Below are 19,936 nucleotides of genomic sequence, written 5' to 3' on the forward strand. Positions count from 1 at the left end.
TCACTCCGTATGCGCAAGCGCATCGACGGAATAACGATGCCGCAAGCTGCGTCCGAGTACCGGATCGTGCAGTTCCAGTTCGTAAGCGTTAGCGGGTGTCAGTGCGCCGAGCACGGGCTGTGTGCCGCAGAACAGCACGGTCTCGGGAATCATCGACGTCGCGCCGAACGCCCGCCGGATCAACGCTTCGGGGTGCATCAACCGCGCAAGCGTACCGTCCTGATAACGGATGCGCTCGCCGTTCTCATCGATGCGCCAGCTCCGCGCGATCAGCGCGTCCCAATGCGCGGCCACGTCCGCATAATGCCAAAGCGTCTTGCCGAGTGGCTTCGCGCACATCTGCTTCGACACGGCTACGTCGTAGCCTTCCACCTTGCGATCCGTATGATCCGAACCGATACCGACCAGCAAGCCGTCCGCTTCGGTCTGCAACAGCACGACTTCGACTTCGCCTGACGAATGCTCGCCGATCACTTCGATGCTGCCCGAGGTCGTCAGCAACGCAGGCGCGACTTCATAAAAACACGGCACGGCAGACGGCCTGCGCACGCCGATCGCTTCCAGCTCGCGAATGTGATGCTCGACCTCGGCGGCATCGCGTCCCGCCCAGCCCGCAATCACGAGACGGCTCGCGCTCACCTGAATGGCCCGCCCGCCTTCGATTTCACATGACACTTTCTTCATTGCAGCGCCCTCTGTTTTGACGATATGTTTGGCCCTTATCACCGGGCATTCGCTGCAAAGTTTTGGCGCGCGCAGCAGGCTTGTCCAACAAATTAAAGTTGTCGCGCGGCCGAAAATTTTCTTGTCACATAGGGCGCAACGGGGCGCTACACTGAGCAATTCGTGCTTGCCTCGTCAGGGTTGTGAATGAATCTGCGATTTCTGGAGACGTTTGTCTGGCTCGCACGGCTGCGCAGCTTCCGGCTGACAGCCGAACGCCTGCACGCAACCCAGGCCGCCATTTCGAGCCGCATTTCCGCGCTGGAACAGGAACTCGGCGTGCGGCTGTTCGAGCGCGGCCCGAAGGAAGCGACGCTCACACAGGACGGCACCAAGGCGCTGCCGTTCGCCGAACAGATGCTGAAGCTGAATCAGGCGATGCTCGCGAGCGTCGGCGATCGCTCGAAGGTGTCGGGCCTGCTGCGGCTAGGCGCGATCGAATCGATCGTGCATACCTGGTTGCCCGATTTGCTCAAACGCATTCGCGACGAGTATCCGAATCTCGTGATTGAACTGACCAGCGATACATCCGCGAATCTTTCCGCGCAACTCGCAAACGGTCATATCGACGTCTCGTTTCAGACCACGAGCGTCGCCGGCGCGGATATGACGAACGTGCCGCTCGGCAGCCTGCCGATGCGCTGGATGGCGAGCCCCGCGCTCAATCTCTCCGCGCAGGCGCTGACCGAAGCCGAACTCGCCGCATATCCTGTCATCAGTTTCGCGCGTCATTCGCCGCCGCATGAATTTCTCGCTGGCCTGTTCGCAGCGAGCGGTGACGTGCAGGTACAGATCAACTGTCTTTCGTCGGTGGCGGCGATCATCCGGCTGGTCGTCGACGGATTTGGAATCGCAGTGTTGCCGCCTGCGTTCGTGATGCGCGAACTCGAAGCCAGCCAGTTGCAACTGCTGCAAGTCACGCATCGTGTGCCCGCGTTGCCGCTCGTCGCCGCCTATCGACGCACGCCCGACAGCCTGCTTGCCGAGTCGATCACGCGACTCGCGCTAAACGTCGTGCTCGATTTCAGCCTGAAACATGGGCCCGAATTCGCATTGTTCCCGCCATCCGACGACGCCATCGCACACACCTGACCGATCCATTCATCGATACGAGTACGCCGACATGCTGACCGAACTTTCCATTGCTATCGAACCGCTCGAAGTGCATCGCTGTGAACCCTATGGCTGGCTGCTCGGCAAACCCGTGCGCACGGATGGCGACGCGCCCGCGTTCGTCAGCCCGGCATCGGACTTCTGGCGCGAGCATCTGTTTGACACCGGCACGGATGGAGAAACAGAGATACTGTGGGTCGTGTACCGCAATCGCAACGCTGAGATTGCGTCGCTCGAATTGCATCGTCTGACGCAGCAGGCGATCGTGCCGTTGACGGCGCCCGTCGTGCACATCGTCGCGACGTCGCTGGGAGATGGTGAACCTGATCTCGCGTCGCTGCGGGCATTCGAGATTCCCGTCGGCAAAGGTCTGTGCATGCGGCCGAACATCTGGCATGCAACGCGTGTCATTGATCGCGAGGCCACCTGCCTGATGCTGACACGCCCTTCAACCACCTACGATCTCGTCGTCCATCTGAAGACGGGCGCGCCAGCTTGCGAAAGCGTCGTCAAGTCTATCGAACGCCGTACGCTCGAATTGGGTACGTCCTGAACAATCGGGCGCAAGCATTCAAACTCGTATCAAGGCATCAGATCGTTTCATCAGGCGCTTTGCCGCCGTTCGCGCCGTCGTAGCCTCGAATGTCAGGTGCCGATGCGAATGAAAGAGTACTAGCGACCCTGAACCGTCATTCGGGCCGAAGCGGTGTCAGCGCCTGTTCATTCATGTGCAACGGCCATCCGTCGACGCGGCTGCCTTCAGCTTTTCGATCGCCTATTACCAAAGTGATATGGGCGAAGTCAGGTTCGAGATCAATACTAGGTTGACTGGCCGGTTCCAGAACTTGTCGATATCTTCCGATGCGTGGTTGGCAGGCAAGCGTGCTGGTTGTTCCTGTCGGACGCGGGTCGCGCTTTGCCTCGTTAGTTCCAACCGGACATTGCGTCAACGTTGTCGAAAGGAGAGTCACATGAAAGCAATTTTATTCATCGCTGGTGGAATAGTCTGCGCAGGCGCCTTGTACGCCCACGCCCAGGACACCACTGCCAATCCGAGGGATGCCTCGAAGGCTAGCGTCGTGCAGTTGGATTCGGAAGGTCCGGACGCGACTGGAAGCTCCATGTCCGGCGGACCTGCCATGGTCCATGGCAAGACCCGCGGCGAAGTCCATGAAGACCTCGTGCGAACCCAGCAGAATGGCGAGGCGGCACGGCAGCACGAATCTTACAAAGGCCATTGAGTTTTGCTTGCTTGTGTGCCCGTCGAACTGCGCGGAACGTGTGCAAGTGAGCCTCGAAGGAAGAAAGGTTCTCGTCGACGACTTCCGCTCGTCCAGATCCTGACGGATGCACGCTGCCTATGGCGTTTGCCATGATGGCGGCTGAACTCGAGCATCTGGACGGGAGCTTTTGGCCTGTGACGCCCAGGGGCGAGTACCGTCGTTCAACTTCCTGGAGGTGAAAAATGAGCAACCCGCGGAAAGTCATTGTCATCACCGGTGCATCGCATGGAATCGGTGCGGAGCTCGTCACGGCATTTCGTCGGCTCGACTATCGGATCGTAGCAACCGCGCGGTCTATCGAGCCTTCCGACGATCCCGACATCGCAACGGTCGCCGGTGATATCGGCGACCGGGAGGTCGCAAAGCGTGTCGTGTCGGAAGCCATCAGGCGTTTCGACCGCATTGACACGCTGGTGAACAATGCCGGCATTTTCATCGCAAAGCCGTTCACGCTCTATTCGATGGAAGACTATGCCGCCGTACTGAACGTGAACCTGAATGGCTTCTTCCACGTTTCGCAGCTCGCCATCACAGAGATGGAGAAGAACCGGAGCGGCCACCTCGTGCAAGTGACGACAACGCTCGTAGACCATGCAATCTCCGGTGTTCCGTCCGTGCTCGCATCGCTGACGAAAGGCGGCCTGAATGCAGCCACCCGGTCGCTCGCGATCGAATACGCAAAGGCTGGCATCCGTGTGAACGCCGTATCACCTGGGCTTATCAAAACACCCATGCACGCGCCGGAAAATCATGAAGCACTAGGTGCCCTACATCCCGTCGGACGCATGGGCGAGACAAGCGATATCGCGGGCGCTGTGCTCTATCTCGACTCAGCGCCGTTTGTGACAGGTGAAATACTGCACGTTGACGGCGGTCAGAGCGCTGGCCACTAAAGTCGATAGAACGCGTGATAGGCGTACCTCGTTGCCAAGTCCTTAGGCCAGATGTTTCGCGTTCTCCAGATTCGCCCGGTCGCGGGCCAGTTTTCCTGGCGGATAAAGCGAGTGATCAAGTTCCCACCGGATGTCGATGATTTCACCACGACGCCAGCTCACGGTCATGTTTTGTGATCTCGTCCGCTCGACTGCCCTCTCGAAGCGGCTCGATCCGGAAGACATGCACAAGATTCTCGGCGCCTACGCCGTCACAGAAGCGCGCGGATAACACGCGCGAGGTTGTCGAGACTCGGCTCCAGTCCGAGGAGCATGTCTTGATAGACCAGCCCTTCGATGAGCCGGACGATCGAATAGGCCAGCAACTCTGCGGGCAAACGCGGCGCATAGTGTCCGCGCGCCTCCAGCCTGCGGATCACCACCGTCAGAGCCTCGACCGCGCGCTCCTGTGTGCCCGTGTCGCGGCGACGCGTCAATATCCGCATGGCCAGTTCCGCGTCGTTCCGGAACAAGGCCCTCAGGCCGCCAGATTCCGCGAGTCCTTTTACGATGCCAACGAGCGCGTTCGCGAGCATCTCCGAACCGTTGCCCGGTACATGCTTCGACTGCTCGATCAGATCATCCACGAGCGACCAGATGACGTCGGCCAGCAAGCGTTCCCGATCGCCTATCCAGCGATAGAGCGTCGCACGCGCCACACCGAGCCGTTTCGCAAGCTCGACCATATCGAACGATTCGCCCTGGTCAAACATCGCCCGTGCCGCAACGAACGCGTCGGCCGGCGTCGCACGCACCTTGCGCGGACTGGACTTCTCGGCGTGCGCGCTGAGATAGGCAACCGTGGGAACCAATGATGACGTGCTGGCCATATCGATGCTTCGTATAACGGCTGATAGTCGATTATACGGAACCTGCCGGAGTCTCCCGCGCTACCTGTTCCACCACCCGAATCTCAGCGTAGCCGGTCGAGCCCTTCTGCAGCGTCGACACCATCATGATCATCGCGTCCGGCCGCACCATCGTGTAGCCGAGATGCACGCCGTCCGGGGCAAGGTGATAGGTCGGCCTTCCGAGGTTCGGCAGCGCCGGATTCACACCGGCCACATCGGCCGACAGGTCGACCTGATAAATCTGACGACTGCTGCAGTTGTTAAGACTCGGCGCGCATTCCAGCACGTAGACGCTGTCGCCGAGCTCATTGGCGAAGAAAAGCCGCTTGTTGTCCGAAAAGATGTAGGAAAAGGAATCGGGAATCGTGGGCACATCGCTCATCGAGCAGGTCAGGAAAACGCTGCCGAACCGTCCTGATTCGCTATCCAGTACGTGCCATCAGCAATGTTGTTGAATGCAATATGCTGGCCGTCGGGCGACTACGTCGGGCCCGAAGGCGGGACGTTCTGTGGCAACTGCACGACGTCGTGGTATATCGTTTCGAAATACTACGCGTTCGTCACCGCTGTGGCATTGACGGCGGGAGAGGTCGTGCCGCCCCCGCATGCCCCGATCAGGACCGCGACCAGCATCGCGATCAACGCCTGCCACAACCATTTCCTCATCCTGGTCTCCTCCATCGTTGTCACTGCGGCTTAGCCGGTTTTTGTGATGAGTCATATCGCGGTGTGTGTCTCATTGCGGGTCAATTTCGATTCACCGTTTTATGTCTGGGGATTTAACCCAATGGGAGTCATGACTCGGCGTATGGCAGTCAGCATGCGGCTAACCGTGGGGAACCCGTTCAGTGAAAGCAACGGCAATGAAGCGATTCCGGATCAAGGCAGAGGGCAGGTCAAAGGCCGAAAGCAAACGGCGAAGTCCACGATTCCTTGCTGGCGCGGTAGTCGGGGACACGGTTGAGCGTCCAAACCCGACTCAATACTTTCTGGTGGCAGCCGGCCACCCCAATGATTTTCGACGAGCGCGGAACAGATGTTTTTCCTACTATTGCAGGAGGCAGCTGCCTTCAGGAGATGAACCGTGGGAAGCATTGCAGAGTGGTTGGCATCACTCGGCCTGACCGAGTATGTCGATCTCTTTGCCGAGAACGGTATCGATCCCTCTGTCCTGCGCGATCTGACGGACCAGGATCTGAAGGATCTTGGCGTCCTGCTTGGGCATCGCCGCAAAATGCTGCGTGCAATCAGCCAGCTTGGCGACGGCGCCGCTGCAATATCTCCAACCGTGACCACGTCCGTGCCACGCGATGACGCGGACCGTCGCCAGCTGACGGTCATGTTTTGCGATCTCGTCGGCTCGACTGCCCTCTCGAATCGGCTCGATCCGGAAGACATGCGGAAAATCCTCGCGGCTTATTACCGCGGGTGCGCGGATGTCATTGCCAACGCCGGTGGCTTCATTGCCCAGTACATGGGCGACGGCGTGATGGCCTATTTTGGCTATCCTCAGGCGCATGAGGACGATGCCGAGCGGGCTGTACGTGCTGCGCTCATGCTGGTGCGAACCATCGGCACGCTCGATTCCGGAATCGACGCAAGTTTGCAGGTGCGGATCGGAATTGCCACCGGCGTAGTGGTAGTCGGTGATCTGAGCGATCAGGGCGAAGGCCGGGAGTCTGGCGTCGTCGGTGAGACGCCCAATCTCGCTGCCCGGCTGCAGACATTGGCCGAAGCCGGCACCGTGGTGATTTCTGCGAGCACGCAGCGCCTGACAGCCGGGCAGTTTGACTACCGCGACATGGGCCTCGCGACAGTGAAGGGTTTTGACGAAGCAGTGCGGGTTTGGCAAGTGGTCGGACCCAGCGGAGTCGAAAGCCGCTCCGAGGCGCTGCACGCGAGCACCTTGACGCCGATTGTCGGACGCGAAGAAGAAATCGAGTTGTTGCTTCGCCGATGGCAGCGGGCGAAGAATGGTGAGGGGCAGGTTGTGCTCCTGTCAGGCGAGCCGGGTATCGGAAAGTCGCGGCTGACCACCTCTCTTGAAGAGCGGCTTCAATTCGAGCCGCACGAGCGCCTGCGGTATTTCTGCTCGCTTCGGCATCAGGAGAGTGCCTTCTACCCGTTCATTTCCCAGCTCGAACGTGCCGCAGGTCTGCGAAGAAGGGACGATACGGCTGAACAACGGCTCAATAAACTGGAGGCGGTGCTCGCGTTCACCGCTGACACTCAGCGCGAAGCTGCGCCGTTGGTGGCGGCATTGCTGTCGATTCCGACCGGGGGTCGATACCCAGCACTTAATCTTACGCCGCAACAGTATAAGGATAGGACGCTTAGCACGATAATTGCGCAGATCACGGGTCTGGCAATGCGCCAGCCGCTGCTGATATTGTTCGAAGACGCGCACTGGGCCGACCCGAGTTCGCTCGAAGCGCTGGACCATCTTGTCGATCTGATTGCGACCCTGCCTGCCCTGCTGATTGTCAGCTTCCGGCCTGAGTTCACATCTCGTTGGATCGGCCGCTCAGAGGTGACGCTTCTGACTCTCAATCGTCTGCCCCCTCGGCAACGAGCCGAGATGATCGAACGGGTGGCGCGTGGCAAGCCGCTGCCGAAAGAGGTGACGGACCGGATCATTGAGCGTACGGACGGCATACCGCTATTTGTCGAAGAACTGACCAGAATGGTGCTGGAGAGCGGCGTATTGCGGGAGCAGGATGGGCACTACGTGCTCGACGGAGCGCTGCCACCACTGGCGATCCCGATGACGCTGCACGCTTCGCTGATGGCCCGTCTCGATCGCCTCTCCCCCGTGCGCGATGTCGCACAGGTTGCCGCCGCAATCGGCCGGCGATTTTCTTATGAGCTCATCAGCGCGGTCGCGTCGATGCCGAAAGAGCGTCTGAACGATGCATTGGATCATCTCGTCAGTGCCGAACTGGTTTTCCGGCGCGGCGCGCCACCGGATGCGGAATACACCTTCAAGCACGCCCTGGTGCAAGACGCCGCGTACAGCTCCATGCTGCGAGACAGGCGACAGCAACTGCATGCCCGCATCGCCATGGAGCTCGAGAATCATTTTGCTGACGTAACGGAGGAACAACCGGAAATCCTCGCCGAACACTGCGCCCAGGCCGGATTGACGGAAAAGGCTGTCCGACTGTGGCGGCGTGCTGGGCACAACTCTGCAGAACGCGCCGCTCATCGAGAGGCGTCCGTATTGTTCGAGAAAGCCCTGACTGCCTATGAGACGCTGCCGTCTTCAGCCGAAATGCTCGGTGAAATCATCGACATCCGATGGGAGCTCAACCACTCGCTTTATCCGCTCGGAGAACTGGCACGAGACCGCCAGAATCTGGAGAACGCGAAACATCTGGCCGAAGGACTTGGCGACGAGGTACGCCTATCGCGCGTTCTCTCGAGGTTGGCTTTCACGCTCGGTTCGTTAGGCGATCTGGGCGGCGCCGTCGAGGCAGGCGAACGTGCCCTGGCGTTGGCGGAGCGGCGCAGCGACCCCGATGCGAAGGCCTGGGCTGCCATGATGCTGGCAAGGACACGGTATGGCCGGGGAGACTATGAACTCGCGATGGGACATGCTCGACAGGCGCTCGATCTCCTCGATGAAAGCCACGGCTTCGGACCCCACGAGGCTTACGCAAAATTCACGCGCGTCAACGCTCGAATCTGGTTGGTACTGTGTCTCGCCGAACTCGGCCGATTCGCCGAAGCTGCCGTCCTTGGACAGGAAGCGGCCGATATGGCCCGAGAGATGAATGAGCCGGAGGAACTGATCTTCGCAGGCCACGGTGTCGGGCGGATGCACCTCATTCATGGCGATCCCAACCTTGCTGTCGAGGCGCTCGAGCCAGCACTGGCCATGTGCCGGAGCGCCGATTTTCCAATCTACGTTCCCCGGATCGCCTCATGCCTCGGAGCGGCGTATGCCGCACTGGGCCGAACCGATGAGGCACTGGCTCGTCTCGAAGACGCGGTTCGCCAGGCGGCGGCGAGCAATCTAACGTTTGGACAGTCGCTAGTGCTCTCAATTTTTGGTCGAGTATCGCAGCGCGCTGGTCGAAGAGATGAAGCCATCACGCATACACGTGACGCCATTGACCTCGCTCGAGCCTCCGGCGAACGAGGCAATGAGGCCTGGGCCTGGTGCCTGTTGGGAGATCTGGTCTCGGATGGCAACGCTAGCGCATCCCGGATTGAGGAAGCTCGCGATCACTATCGCCTGGCCTCGATGATCGGCCACGAGCTCGGAATGCGGCCCTTGCAGGCACAGTGCCTATATGGACTATCCCGGCTGCAAAAGATGGGCGGAGATGAAGCATCGAGTAAGAAAAGTGCGGCAGACGCCACGTCGCTTTGCCGGGAAATGGGCATAAAACCAGTACCTGGCTGAACAGCATTTCACTTCGCACCTTGCCGCAATGGGTTTGCGCGCCGGACTGCATCAGACTTCGATGACCACTACCGCATTACTTACCTAGGGCCCGGTTTGCCTTTTCGGCTGCGTCGTTCAATGCCGCGGCGGGTTGAGCCTTTCCCAGGTAGACCGCTTGCATGGCATCCGACACCGCCTTCCCAGTGTCTTCCCACCCCGTGACAGTCGGTGCGAACCGCGCCTTCGGCAACAATGCAATGAACGCCCTGGTGTCCGGGTTATTGAATGCCGGATCGCTGGCTTCAGCCTTCGTCGTCGGCAGAAAGCCTTCGGTTTTCGAGAATTCGACGCGCGGGCCCTTTGTGAAGAGAAAGTCGAGAAATTTCCAGGCACTCTTTTTGACCTTGGAATTTTTGAACATCATGATTGAATCTGTCACTGCATAGGTAGCCTGAGTCGTTCCCGTCGGAATGGGATCAATACCGTACTTGAGATTCGGCACCTCCTTCGCGATCTGTTTCGAGAGGAAAGGCAAGGCGATCACCATCGCCACGCGGCCCTGCTTGAACAGGTTCTGTATGCCCTCACGGCTATACCCTGTGACCCCCGGTTCGGTCAGACCTTCGTCTATCATCGTTTTGTAGAGCGTTGCGGCCTTCACGCCCGCCTGCGAGTTGAAAGCAGCCTTGCCGTCCTTGCCGATCACATCTCCGCCGTAACTCCAGAGTCCGTAGTAGAAGTAGACATCTGTCTCGATCTCTTTGCCTTGCAGACCGAAGCCAGCGATTCCCATCGTTTTCAACTTCCTCGACGCATCGATTACGTCGTTCCAGGTCTTCGGACCGTTTGAATAACCCGCTTTCGCAAGCAGGTCCTTGTTGTAGTAAAGCGCGCGTGTTGACGCAGCGAGCGGCAAGCCATACACCTTGCCGTTGATTTCGCCCGGCGCCAGGATCTGGCCAATGAAGCGGTCTCTGAAGCTGGCGTCCATGTAGCCATCGAGGGGCTCGGCGACGTCGTCGTGAACGAAGTCCAGCAACCAAGGGGTAGCGACGATCGCCAGGTCCGAGTTCGCGCCGCCCATAATGTCAGTCTGGAGCTTCTGTTCGAGGACGTCCCAGTTTGCTTCTTCGATCTTGATTGTCGTACCCGGGGTCGCTTTCTCGAACTCTTGAGCCATTCTGTTGAAGTACGGGCCCGTTGCGTCACTGTAGTGTGAAACGGTGATCCGGACCATGTCGCCGTATGCCGCTACTGCAATACCTGCAAACGCTATCCCTAGGGCCATCCTGGCCAGCGCCAAAGACGCGGGTACATGTTTACGCCGGAGAAGCAGCTTGCTCATGGGTTCGCTCCCGCTTGCGCGCCCTTGCTCGACAGGCAGGAGCGCTCCCTCTACAGGATAGGCCGAGTCAGCACGCGGCGGCCGTCATTTCGTGCGAGGTCGGACGACCGCAAGGTGATGAGGACTGCGGTCGAGAAGCGGAGGACCCGCGTCGGTGCCTCGGCCATCGCGTCCGAGCTGTGCTGTCGCGCCGCCAAGGTATCCGGGGGGGTGCAAATGTCAAAGCCGACGGCGTGATAGACCTTCATTTGGGCGTGCAGCCCCCTACATGAGCCAGATACTTGCGCATCAGCTCTCTTCTGACTACGTTATAAGTCAGTTCTTTCCGTTCGGTTTCTTACGATTTGCCTTGCGGCCCCGGCACTGCTCGACGGTATCGATGTGGCAAACCTGAAAATGTGAGCCGGTTTCCGACCGGGCCCACTCGTAGGTCAATCGGCAAATGCGCGGTGCCGCCGACAATTGAAGCGTAGTTGCATGCGAGTCATCCATTGCGGAAGAAGTGAGACATATGCTTATCATCCTGATCGCACAGGCAGGTTTGTTCCGCGAGGGCGTTGCACGCGTCGCCCGCGACTTCGAACCGGGCATCGAGGTGATATGCGCGGACTATCGGACGAGCGCCTTCGAAGATGGGACGAGTGCCGACCTGCTAATAGTGGATGGCGACCACCAACGCGAAGCGCTCGATGCGATAGGCGCGTTACGTCGCATCTCTGTGGATTTGCCGGCGCTCGCATTGCTGACCGAGATCGATCAGCCGACTATCGATTCTTTCATGGCTGCCGGTGTAGCGCGGTGCCTGAGCAAGTCGCAATCCGCGCAAGCGTTGCACGACGCGATGCAGGTGGTGCTGGCTGGCGCCACGTCTGGCACAACTGAGCAGACACGCGCTACGACCGGGCCTGCCACTTATAGCCGGACGCTGACACCACGCCAGATCGAAGTGCTGGCACTCGTGGCACGCGGCGAGTCGAACAAGTCAATCGCTCGGCAACTCAATATCGCGGAAGGGACGGTCAAAGTACATCTCTATACAGTGTACAAAGCACTCAACGTCGAGAGCCGCAAACAGGCAAGCATCGCGGCCGCGCGACTCGACAAGGTTGGCGATGCACAGCTTCATCAGGCGCTCGATGCGCAACTCGCCATCAAGCGGCTCCTTTCCGATTTGCCTGCGCGCCGCTTCAAGCGCGGCGAGGTGCTGTTCCACAAGGATGCCCCGAGTGACGCGCTCTACTATGTATTGCGCGGGACGATCACCCTACAGGAGATCGGCGTCGATGTGGGCGCCGGCACGATACTGGGAGAGATTGGACTTTTCTCGCCAGATCATCGCCGCACCTGCACGGCCTTTTGCAAGAGCGATTGCGAGTTGCTGATGGTCTCCTCGACCGATGCAATGCGGATGTACTATCAGGATCCCGAGTTCGCGACTTACCTGATCCATCTCGTCACGCGCAGACTGGAGGCCGATAAACTGCGCTCGAAGCAGGAAGGCGCGCGACGTTCCAGTGTTTGATTTTCACGCGAGACTGCTGACCTGCCGTAGTTCTCATTTCTACCTCCGTTTGGCGAGGTCAAACTCAATTGCCACCTTTGTAGAGTTCCTGCATCCGCGCTGCTTCGCCGTTCTGCTGTGAGCGCACGAGGTCTTGATAGACTTCGGCACGGGTCTTTCCGGACGTCATTTCACGGGCGCCGGACATGGAGGTTCCAGAAGGGTCCGGACCTTCCGAACTCATCGCGTCCGGCTGTGCTACGGGCTGTGCTACGGTTGTCGGATTTGCGGTGGTGTTTTGCGCGTAAGCGTACGAGGTGCACACGCAGATCAACCCACCAGCAACGAATAACGCTGTTCTCATGGGACCCTCCTTCAGGAAACGTGGACGCAATGCCTCGCGGCAGCGCTTGGGGGGTAAGCGCAAGCACCGCGCGTGGCTGAAGCTACCGGACGAACTTGCTCACAAGCCGAAAAAGCACCTGAAAATGTGCACGGAGGCTGAGTTGTGCGGCAGCTTGAATTCAGTATGATTTCCGAGCCGGGCTTCGGCCATATCACTTTGGTAATAGGCGGCAATGAGTACTTCGGCAGGGAAGTGGGTAACCATGAACTTTCTAGCAAGCTACATGGACTATCGACCGGCTCCGCTCGAACAGCCCGGCATCGATCAGATGGTGACCGCGATCCATGATTTTTGCGTTGATGTGACGCGCGGACACTCATGATCGCGACCCGGCGCCTCTGCTTGTCTGGAAACGGACCATCCCTACGGGGGTCGAGGTTGACATCGACCTGACACTCACTTGAGTGACAGCGGGAGACTGGACTGACTCAGTCGGTCAAGCTCGCCGGGCTGAACGAGCTCCCAACTCACACCGGGAGCCCAGCCGCGAACTGACGGCCGGTTATTTGGCCGGGGCATCGCCTGTTCCTTCTCCGCTATTCCCATAGGGACTTCGTTGACGTCCGTTTCGAAGCCAGGTACGGGCATTCGAATGGACACCTCCTGGCGTGTGGGACAAGCGGCTTCTAGCCGGTAGTACCCGCTGAGCCATGCCGCCCCAAAGCTGCCACTGGCGCAAGGTAATGTTCTCGGCCGTCAGCTTACGGCCCGGTAAGCCGAACGGGTACAGTCGGCCATTATGAGTCACTCGACGACAGTTCTGCCTCGATATCCGAACGTCTGTGCACCATCCGATTGTGTTGAAAAAGTCGCCCGGCATGCGGATTGTTGGGTATCCTGGAAGCCATCGATCGACGGGAGTGATTCGTCATGATGGGTCAACTGGGCAGCGGACAGGACAAACTCTTCTACTCGTTCAACCTCGATAGTCACGTCCCTCGCGAGCACCTGTTGAGAGGCATCGATCACTTTCTTGATCTGCGTGATCTACGCCAGCATCTTGCGCCGTTCTACAGTCCCATGGGACGGCCATCGATTGATCCGGAGCTCATGATCCGCATGTTGATTGTGGGCTACTGTTTCGGCATCCGGTCCGAGCGCAGGCTATGCGAAGAAGTGCATCTGAATCTGGCGTATCGATGGTTCTGCCGCCTGGGCCTGGAGGACGCCGTACCCGAACACTCGACATTCTCCAAGAACCGCCACGGTCGCTTCCGCGATAGCGATGTGCTGCGCCATGTGTTCGAGTCGGTACTGGGTCGGTGCATGTCCGAAGGGCTCGTAAAGGGTGAAGGATTCGCGATTGACGCGAGCATCATCAGAGCCGACGCGAGTTCTGTACGCGGTGTTCCGGGTTCTGAACCCATCGACTGGGGTTGTGTCAAGGGCCAAAGCCGTGCCGTGCGGGAGTATCTGGAAGCGTTGGAAGAAGCGAATCCAGCAGGCACCGAAGCGGCGGAGATGACAGAGTCATCGACGCCTCCAAAGAGGATATCCCTGACGGATCCCGCTGCGAGCTGGACAGCCGCCAAGGGTGGCTTGCCGTTCTTCGCCTACTCGACCAATTATCTGATTGACCTGCAAGCAGGGATCATCGTTGACGTCGAGGCGACGCCCGCGAACCGTTCCCACGAAGTGGAATCAACCAGGACGATGATTGATCGCGTTGAGCAGCGGCGCGATCTCAAACCTCGACGTCTTGCAGGCGACACCGCGTATGGCTCAGCAGCGATGCTTGCCTGGATGATCGAAGAGAAGGAAATTGCACCACATGTTCCGGTCTGGGATAAAACGACGCGCAAGGACAATACATTGTCCAGCAGCGAGTTCCGATGGGATGAACTCGCTAATGAATATCGCTGTCCTACCGGGCACGCACTACGCAGTGATCGGCGCAAATTCAGGAATCCGCGCTCGCGCATCACGAAGGCAGACACGATCATCTATCGGGCAAGCCCGCTCGACTGCGGGAGCTGTTCGATGAAGGAGCGCTGCTGCCCGAATACACCATTCCGCAAGATTGCCCGCAGCATCCATGAAGCTGCACGCGACGAGGCCAGGCGTATTGCGAAGACGCCTGAATACAAGCGATCTTGCCGTGAGCGAAAGAAGGTGGAAATGCTCTTTGCGCATCTCAAACGCATCCTGAAACTGGACCGTTTGCGACTGCGAGGTCCAAGCGGTGCTCATGATGAGTTCCTGATGGCAGCGACTGCGCAAAACCTGCGAAGAATGGCCAAGCGGTTCATGCCTGGAAGCAAGCAGATGAACCAGACCGTTGCATGACGAGCAACGGGGGACCGTTGCCTCGTTCAAGGTCGCCGCTTCGCCGATCGCCACAACTCGAAAACGTGCTGCGAACTCCTGCGTCTCCGACCAAAACAAGACTTTTTCAACACAATCCTGCGCTGAGCCGTCATCTGGATGGCGGGGGCTGTGCCCACGCGAATGTCGCTTTGCGGCCGGGAGCACCAGTTCCGTGGACGTGTCACAAAGCTGACGTTGAAGTCTTCATCAGCAGCTTTCCGGCGAAGTGGGTGAACGCGTACTACCGGCCATGAAGAGACAGTCAATGCCACTGACCGCATCGTTGACGATCGACCGCCGGAGCTCATCATTTAGATGGATTAGGGAGCAGGGCGGCGGCTGAAAAACCAAGCTAGGCTCTTCGGTGAGGCTAAAAGTCCCAATACAACGATGCAAAGAGCGACCCTGACGCCGTAGAGTCCACCTCGAAATGAGGTGGACCAGGATGCAAAATGAACTATAAATCCGTATATTTCTTTTATATAGAAAATAAAGGTAGCAATAAAGATCGGACGATTCCTTTTTGATAGACCGTAGGGGAATAGCATTTGAAATGCGATAAGGAACGCTTCTGTCGAAAAAATAACCCAGGCTGTAGTGTTGGATTTTTCGAGCGGCAGGAGCAGCAAAGGGAAGACGACAATCAATACGAGGCCGACAATGAGCCAAGAACACGCGATTGCGATCTTTGTTTCGCGCGGGACCGACGTACTTTTTGTAGATGTCATGTGGTGGCTTTTTTATGCTCTCCGGATAACCGCAAAGCGAAGATTAGCTATGCAAAATCAGTTGCGGCTTCAAGAGCCATTGCAAATAGTGGCGGCGGGGGGCGGCGCTGCTCCAGTCGAATTATGCCATTTCGGATGACCTGAATGCAGAAAGCTGAATGTCGCTTCAGGGGCGATTTCGGGCGACCGCGTGGGACAGTGGTCGGCCAGAAGTCGACCTTCGACAACAACACGCGAATCGTCGACAATCCGGACCGTACATACAGCCAGAGTTGATATGATCGCCAGAGCGAAGTTTGTTGTTACTATCGGGATCCCTTAGGCAGCGGTTTCAAGATTGGATTCGTACGGTCGACTTTGCTTGCGGTAAATTGCTGCGGACACTCGCGCTCCGAATATTTGCCTAGAAGTGATCGCCGTTGGTGCCATCTTGATTGGGTCGCGTTCGTGACGCATTAGATGTCTACCTTCGATAATAGAATTAAAAATATGACGGGATATTTTATGTTTTTTACAAATAATGGAAAAGAAAAAATTAATTATCTGTTGATTGCGAGATTTTTGTCGGTGATCGCGCTTTGGAAGCTGGGCATGCACTTCTGGAGGTGGCATTCAGGATGTTTCTCGACCGGCACGCACGTCAGATGTGAAGACACTGACGCGTATGGATTCGATGTTTTAATGAACGCAGATTTGACTTTTACCTGCCTATGGACTGCTGGAGCGATAGTTGCCTGGCATTTCTATTTTTCCAGCAAATCAAAGACGAAAAAGCGCAAGTAGGGCGGGCATGCAGTGCTCGCAAGCGATATTAGCCGGCCGGTGACGCCGCGGATCAGCCCCGCCCGACGTTAGGATCCTATGAGGGAAGCGTCGAGAATCAGTAGCCCTAGCTCGGGTTACCGGAAATCTCGCTTCGCGGCGAATGGCCGCTTCCGAGAAGTACCACTGTCCCTTGTGGGTCGGCAGCCGAAGTTCGGCATCCGGCCGAAGCTAGTGATATTCGAACTGACTGTGTACTTTTGGGCTCGGGTCGTAAAGGGCCATCGATGTACCTGGTTGTCGGCCATCCGCTCTGGTCGAATGTGGGCGGCCTTACCAGCCGGGGGCGAAAGACCTGAGCGATACGAACGAGTTGGCAACAACCAGCAAATAGCTGCAGGCCTGCGCCGGCCGCCTACGATGCAAACCCGTTTCGATGGGATAGCGCATCGATACCGGTCCTCGCGCGGACTCGACTAGCCGGCGATGGGGGCGCAACTCGGTACCATGCCCGGTGCGCGCATGACGACACGGGCTAACTCAGAATGCGCGGCTTGCCCCTTGTGGCCCGTATCGCGATGCCATGCCGGTGGCTCGACTCATGCGCGGCCTGAACGCCGCCGCAGCTCGCAAGGTACGCACTGGTCACTTGAACAGCCAGTGTGCAACGAGCCGTGTATAGCGCGGCATCACCACGTAAACCATCAGGAACACGATTGCCGCCGATACGGCTGCCTTGTCTATGATCGAGTCATGCGCGAAGCCGAGACGCGTGAGAACCGGCACAGCGCCCCATGGTACGACGATGCTGAGCGGCAGGATGGCGCTCCACGTGATGAGCCACTGCTTCCACGGGGTTGGGATCTTGACCCGCGCGTTCTTCGGAGTGAACCAGAAATCGAGGCCAGTCGTGATCTCGTATCGGTCGCCCTGCTGCAGCGACAGTCGCATTCTCTCAATATGTTGGCGGCGCACATCGGATTCCATCCAGGCATTGAGGCTTCTGAAGTCGGCGAAGCGAACGATGGTCGCATACTCCCGGCTCAAGCCGACCGGGCGGATCACATCGGTGCTCAGGTAGCCGGAAAACTTGGAGCATGCGGCTCGGATGTTCGCGAGCCACGCTTCGTACTGCTCGGCGGCGTCGGGCTGGACCTCATGGACAATGATACTTGCCACGATCTCCTGCGAATTGGCGGTGGTTGGGTTCATCGCGCTCCCGGTTGATGGCGGAGATCGCCGAACGATGCGTCTGCGATTCGCATTGACATGCCCGGCAACGCTTTCTGCTCCACCACTTGCAAAAGACGGCACTGACCAGGCTGGAAGGCAAGTTTCAATTGTTTCGGGATTTCGTTCGCAGCGCCGAGTTTTTCACAGACCGTTGTAGCAGGCAGTGCAAAGGCACAGTATCCCCAACCGAAGCCGTAGACCGAAAACAATAGGGTCGAGTCAGCGGAAACCAAGGGGGTCGTCAGGTTCATGCCGGGCAGGTCCATAGCTATGACCTCCTGACCTACAGTGCCGCAAGGATAGTTGAGCGCCAGCGCGCGCGTCTAGGTAGGACTTTCGCGAACGGCTATGACGGCTTGACTTCGCTCGTTCGGTCTTGATTGCGCCGAAAGTCCGCTCGGGGTCGGTGCCGTCCTCTGGCAGGGCAAAAGGGGGCATGCGAAGTAGAAGGGTCGTCCAATGACCGCAGTGCAACCTATAGCGACCCCTGACGGGCGATCAGCCCAATGACCGCAATGGCCGAATTGCGCGCGTAGCTCGTCCGTCAGGTTCCGGAGCATTGCAGCCAATCAAACGGCAACTTTCCCAGTTCGCTGAAGGGCAGGTTGTGGCCGGACACTGCCCGATGCGGTTGACCGAAGGCGCCCCGTTTCAGCCCGCTGCTGCATGTGCGGTCGGACGACGATTATCGATTGGATTGTGTTGAAAAAGTCGCCCGGCATGCGGATTGTTGGGTATCCTGGAAGCCATCGATCGACGGGAGTGATTCGTCATGATGGGTCAACTGGGCAGCGGACAGGACAAACTCTTCTACTCGTTCAACCTCGATAGTCACGTCCCTCGCGAGCACCTGTTGAGAGGCATCGATCACTTTCTTGATCTGCGTGATCTACGCCAGCATCTTGCGCCGTTCTACAGTCCCATGGGACGGCCATCGATTGATCCGGAGCTCATGATCCGCATGTTGATTGTGGGCTACTGTTTCGGCATCCGGTCCGAGCGCAGGCTATGCGAAGAAGTGCATCTGAATCTGGCGTATCGATGGTTCTGCCGCCTGGGCCTGGAGGACGCCGTACCCGAACACTCGACATTCTCCAAGAACCGCCACGGTCGCTTCCGCGATAGCGATGTGCTGCGCCATGTGTTCGAGTCGGTACTGGGTCGGTGCATGTCCGAAGGGCTCGTAAAGGGTGAAGGATTCGCGATTGACGCGAGCATCATCAGAGCCGACGCGAGTTCTGTACGCGGTGTTCCGGGTTCTGAACCCATCGACTGGGGTTGTGTCAAGGGCCAAAGCCGTGCCGTGCGGGAGTATCTGGAAGCGTTGGAAGAAGCGAATCCAGCAGGCACCGAAGCGGCGGAGATGACAGAGTCATCGACGCCTCCAAAGAGGATATCCCTGACGGATCCCGCTGCGAGCTGGACAGCCGCCAAGGGTGGCTTGCCGTTCTTCGCCTACTCGACCAATTATCTGATTGACCTGCAAGCAGGGATCATCGTTGACGTCGAGGCGACGCCCGCGAACCGTTCCCACGAAGTGGAATCAACCAGGACGATGATTGATCGCGTTGAGCAGCGGCGCGATCTCAAACCTCGACGTCTTGCAGGCGACACCGCGTATGGCTCAGCAGCGATGCTTGCCTGGATGATCGAAGAGAAGGAAATTGCACCACATGTTCCGGTCTGGGATAAAACGACGCGCAAGGACAATACATTGTCCAGCAGCGAGTTCCGATGGGATGAACTCGCTAATGAATATCGCTGTCCTACCGGGCACGCACTACGCAGTGATCGGCGCAAATTCAGGAATCCGCGCTCGCGCATCACGAAGGCAGACACGATCATCTATCGGGCAAGCCCGCTCGACTGCGGGAGCTGTTCGATGAAGGAGCGCTGCTGCCCGAATACACCATTCCGCAAGATTGCCCGCAGCATCCATGAAGCTGCACGCGACGAGGCCAGGCGTATTGCGAAGACGCCTGAATACAAGCGATCTTGCCGTGAGCGAAAGAAGGTGGAAATGCTCTTTGCGCATCTCAAACGCATCCTGAAACTGGACCGTTTGCGACTGCGAGGTCCAAGCGGTGCTCATGATGAGTTCCTGATGGCAGCGACTGCGCAAAACCTGCGAAGAATGGCCAAGCGGTTCATGCCTGGAAGCAAGCAGATGAACCAGACCGTTGCATGACGAGCAACGGGGGACCGTTGCCTCGTTCAAGGTCGCCGCTTCGCCGATCGCCACAACTCGAAAACGTGCTGCGAACTCCTGCGTCTCCGACCAAAACAAGACTTTTTCAACACAATCGATTGATGAGCGGCCATCCGTGGCCCTCGATACTCATCAAATCCTTCTCCGCAGTAC

At 58.4% G+C, this 19,936-nt stretch carries 16 protein-coding genes; 8 read left to right on the plus strand and 8 right to left on the minus strand.

The genetic code is table 11. The features are described 5' to 3' along the window. The gene (locus L0U81_RS25690) at positions 1-684 is read right to left on the minus strand and encodes a DUF2848 domain-containing protein (RefSeq protein ID WP_233807178.1); all 684 of its coding nucleotides are present in this window, start codon (positions 682-684) and stop codon (positions 1-3) included. A gap of 186 nt (positions 685-870) precedes the next feature. Between L0U81_RS25690 and L0U81_RS25695 the strand changes: the two genes are divergently transcribed. The 4 genes from L0U81_RS25695 to L0U81_RS25710 all read left to right on the plus strand — a co-directional run bounded on the left by L0U81_RS25695 (position 871) and on the right by L0U81_RS25710 (position 4,012). Continuing rightward, positions 871-1,815: a LysR family transcriptional regulator gene (locus L0U81_RS25695; RefSeq protein ID WP_233807180.1), complete on the plus strand. Its 945-nt coding sequence runs from the start codon at positions 871-873 to the stop codon at positions 1,813-1,815. A 31-nt stretch (positions 1,816-1,846) separates the two neighbouring features. Further along, the gene (locus tag L0U81_RS25700) at positions 1,847-2,389 is read left to right on the plus strand and encodes an ureidoglycolate lyase (protein ID WP_233807182.1); all 543 of its coding nucleotides are present in this window, start codon (positions 1,847-1,849) and stop codon (positions 2,387-2,389) included. A gap of 418 nt (positions 2,390-2,807) precedes the next feature. Continuing rightward, the gene (locus L0U81_RS25705) at positions 2,808-3,077 is read left to right on the plus strand and encodes a hypothetical protein (RefSeq protein ID WP_233807184.1); all 270 of its coding nucleotides are present in this window, start codon (positions 2,808-2,810) and stop codon (positions 3,075-3,077) included. A 224-nt stretch (positions 3,078-3,301) separates the two neighbouring features. Beyond that, the gene (locus tag L0U81_RS25710) at positions 3,302-4,012 is read left to right on the plus strand and encodes an SDR family NAD(P)-dependent oxidoreductase (RefSeq protein ID WP_233807186.1); all 711 of its coding nucleotides are present in this window, start codon (positions 3,302-3,304) and stop codon (positions 4,010-4,012) included. A 42-nt stretch (positions 4,013-4,054) separates the two neighbouring features. On the opposite strand, the gene L0U81_RS33590 is transcribed toward L0U81_RS25710, so the two are convergent. From L0U81_RS33590 to L0U81_RS25720, 3 genes are all read right to left on the minus strand, one after another. Next, the gene (locus tag L0U81_RS33590; protein ID WP_267957224.1) at positions 4,055-4,180 is read right to left on the minus strand and encodes a hypothetical protein; all 126 of its coding nucleotides are present in this window, start codon (positions 4,178-4,180) and stop codon (positions 4,055-4,057) included. 83 nt (positions 4,181-4,263) lie between these two features. After that, positions 4,264-4,881: a QsdR family transcriptional regulator gene (locus L0U81_RS25715; protein ID WP_233807188.1), complete on the minus strand. Its 618-nt coding sequence runs from the start codon at positions 4,879-4,881 to the stop codon at positions 4,264-4,266. Positions 4,882-4,912: 31 nt separating this feature from the next. Beyond that, a complete protein-coding gene (locus L0U81_RS25720) occupies positions 4,913-5,284 on the minus strand; it encodes a hypothetical protein (RefSeq protein WP_233807190.1) in 372 nt (123 codons plus the stop codon). Positions 5,285-5,986: 702 nt separating this feature from the next. Here L0U81_RS25720 and L0U81_RS25725 point away from each other — a divergent pair. Next, a complete protein-coding gene (locus tag L0U81_RS25725) occupies positions 5,987-9,310 on the plus strand; it encodes an adenylate/guanylate cyclase domain-containing protein (protein ID WP_233807192.1) in 3,324 nt (1,107 codons plus the stop codon). 76 nt (positions 9,311-9,386) lie between these two features. Here L0U81_RS25725 and L0U81_RS25730 read toward each other — a convergent pair whose 3' ends face one another. Continuing rightward, positions 9,387-10,637 (minus strand): ABC transporter substrate-binding protein, encoded by a 1,251-nt coding sequence (locus tag L0U81_RS25730; protein ID WP_233807194.1) that lies wholly within the window; start codon positions 10,635-10,637, stop codon positions 9,387-9,389. Positions 10,638-11,148: 511 nt separating this feature from the next. Between L0U81_RS25730 and L0U81_RS25735 the strand changes: the two genes are divergently transcribed. Further along, positions 11,149-12,159 (plus strand): LuxR C-terminal-related transcriptional regulator, encoded by a 1,011-nt coding sequence (locus L0U81_RS25735; RefSeq protein ID WP_233807196.1) that lies wholly within the window; start codon positions 11,149-11,151, stop codon positions 12,157-12,159. 64 nt (positions 12,160-12,223) lie between these two features. Here the strand turns inward: L0U81_RS25735 and L0U81_RS25740 are convergent, their stop codons facing one another. Further along, positions 12,224-12,502, minus strand: a complete 279-nt coding sequence (locus L0U81_RS25740) for a hypothetical protein (protein ID WP_233807198.1) — start codon at positions 12,500-12,502, stop codon at positions 12,224-12,226. Positions 12,503-13,414: 912 nt separating this feature from the next. Here L0U81_RS25740 and L0U81_RS25745 point away from each other — a divergent pair. Beyond that, complete coding sequence (locus tag L0U81_RS25745) at positions 13,415-14,830, plus strand: IS1182 family transposase (RefSeq protein WP_233805282.1); 1,416 nt, start codon at positions 13,415-13,417, stop codon at positions 14,828-14,830. Positions 14,831-16,986: 2,156 nt separating this feature from the next. Here the strand turns inward: L0U81_RS25745 and L0U81_RS25750 are convergent. Together L0U81_RS25750 and L0U81_RS25755 are read right to left on the minus strand one after the other, a co-directional pair. Next, complete coding sequence (locus L0U81_RS25750) at positions 16,987-17,553, minus strand: antibiotic biosynthesis monooxygenase (RefSeq protein ID WP_233807206.1); 567 nt, start codon at positions 17,551-17,553, stop codon at positions 16,987-16,989. After that, positions 17,550-17,840, minus strand: coding sequence for a hypothetical protein (locus L0U81_RS25755; protein WP_233807209.1), 291 nt, complete (start codon positions 17,838-17,840; stop codon positions 17,550-17,552). Before L0U81_RS25755 ends, L0U81_RS25750 begins: the two co-directional genes overlap by 4 nt. A gap of 506 nt (positions 17,841-18,346) precedes the next feature. On the opposite strand from L0U81_RS25755, the gene L0U81_RS25760 reads away from it, so the two are divergent. Next, positions 18,347-19,762, plus strand: a complete 1,416-nt coding sequence (locus L0U81_RS25760) for an IS1182 family transposase (protein ID WP_233805282.1) — start codon at positions 18,347-18,349, stop codon at positions 19,760-19,762. Positions 19,763-19,936 lie beyond the last annotated feature (174 nt).

It is taken from the genome of Paraburkholderia sp. HP33-1 (genome assembly GCF_021390595.1).
Lineage (GTDB): Bacteria > Pseudomonadota > Gammaproteobacteria > Burkholderiales > Burkholderiaceae > Paraburkholderia.

Coding starts and splice junctions, on each gene's coding strand:
- L0U81_RS25700 (WP_233807182.1), top strand. CDS start 1,847: ATGCTGACCGAACTTTCCATTGCTATCGAACCGCTCGAAGTGCATCGC.
- L0U81_RS25745 (WP_233805282.1), top strand. CDS start 13,415: ATGATGGGTCAACTGGGCAGCGGACAGGACAAACTCTTCTACTCGTTC.
- L0U81_RS25740 (WP_233807198.1), bottom strand. CDS start 12,502: ATGAGAACAGCGTTATTCGTTGCTGGTGGGTTGATCTGCGTGTGCACC.
- L0U81_RS25750 (WP_233807206.1), bottom strand. CDS start 17,553: ATGAACCCAACCACCGCCAATTCGCAGGAGATCGTGGCAAGTATCATT.
- L0U81_RS25760 (WP_233805282.1), top strand. CDS start 18,347: ATGATGGGTCAACTGGGCAGCGGACAGGACAAACTCTTCTACTCGTTC.
- L0U81_RS25735 (WP_233807196.1), top strand. CDS start 11,149: ATGCTTATCATCCTGATCGCACAGGCAGGTTTGTTCCGCGAGGGCGTT.
- L0U81_RS25720 (WP_233807190.1), bottom strand. CDS start 5,284: ATGAGCGATGTGCCCACGATTCCCGATTCCTTTTCCTACATCTTTTCG.
- L0U81_RS25705 (WP_233807184.1), top strand. CDS start 2,808: ATGAAAGCAATTTTATTCATCGCTGGTGGAATAGTCTGCGCAGGCGCC.
- L0U81_RS25695 (WP_233807180.1), top strand. CDS start 871: ATGAATCTGCGATTTCTGGAGACGTTTGTCTGGCTCGCACGGCTGCGC.
- L0U81_RS25710 (WP_233807186.1), top strand. CDS start 3,302: ATGAGCAACCCGCGGAAAGTCATTGTCATCACCGGTGCATCGCATGGA.
- L0U81_RS33590 (WP_267957224.1), bottom strand. CDS start 4,180: ATGACCGTGAGCTGGCGTCGTGGTGAAATCATCGACATCCGGTGGGAA.
- L0U81_RS25715 (WP_233807188.1), bottom strand. CDS start 4,881: ATGGCCAGCACGTCATCATTGGTTCCCACGGTTGCCTATCTCAGCGCG.
- L0U81_RS25690 (WP_233807178.1), bottom strand. CDS start 684: ATGAAGAAAGTGTCATGTGAAATCGAAGGCGGGCGGGCCATTCAGGTG.
- L0U81_RS25755 (WP_233807209.1), bottom strand. CDS start 17,840: ATGGACCTGCCCGGCATGAACCTGACGACCCCCTTGGTTTCCGCTGAC.
- L0U81_RS25730 (WP_233807194.1), bottom strand. CDS start 10,637: ATGAGCAAGCTGCTTCTCCGGCGTAAACATGTACCCGCGTCTTTGGCG.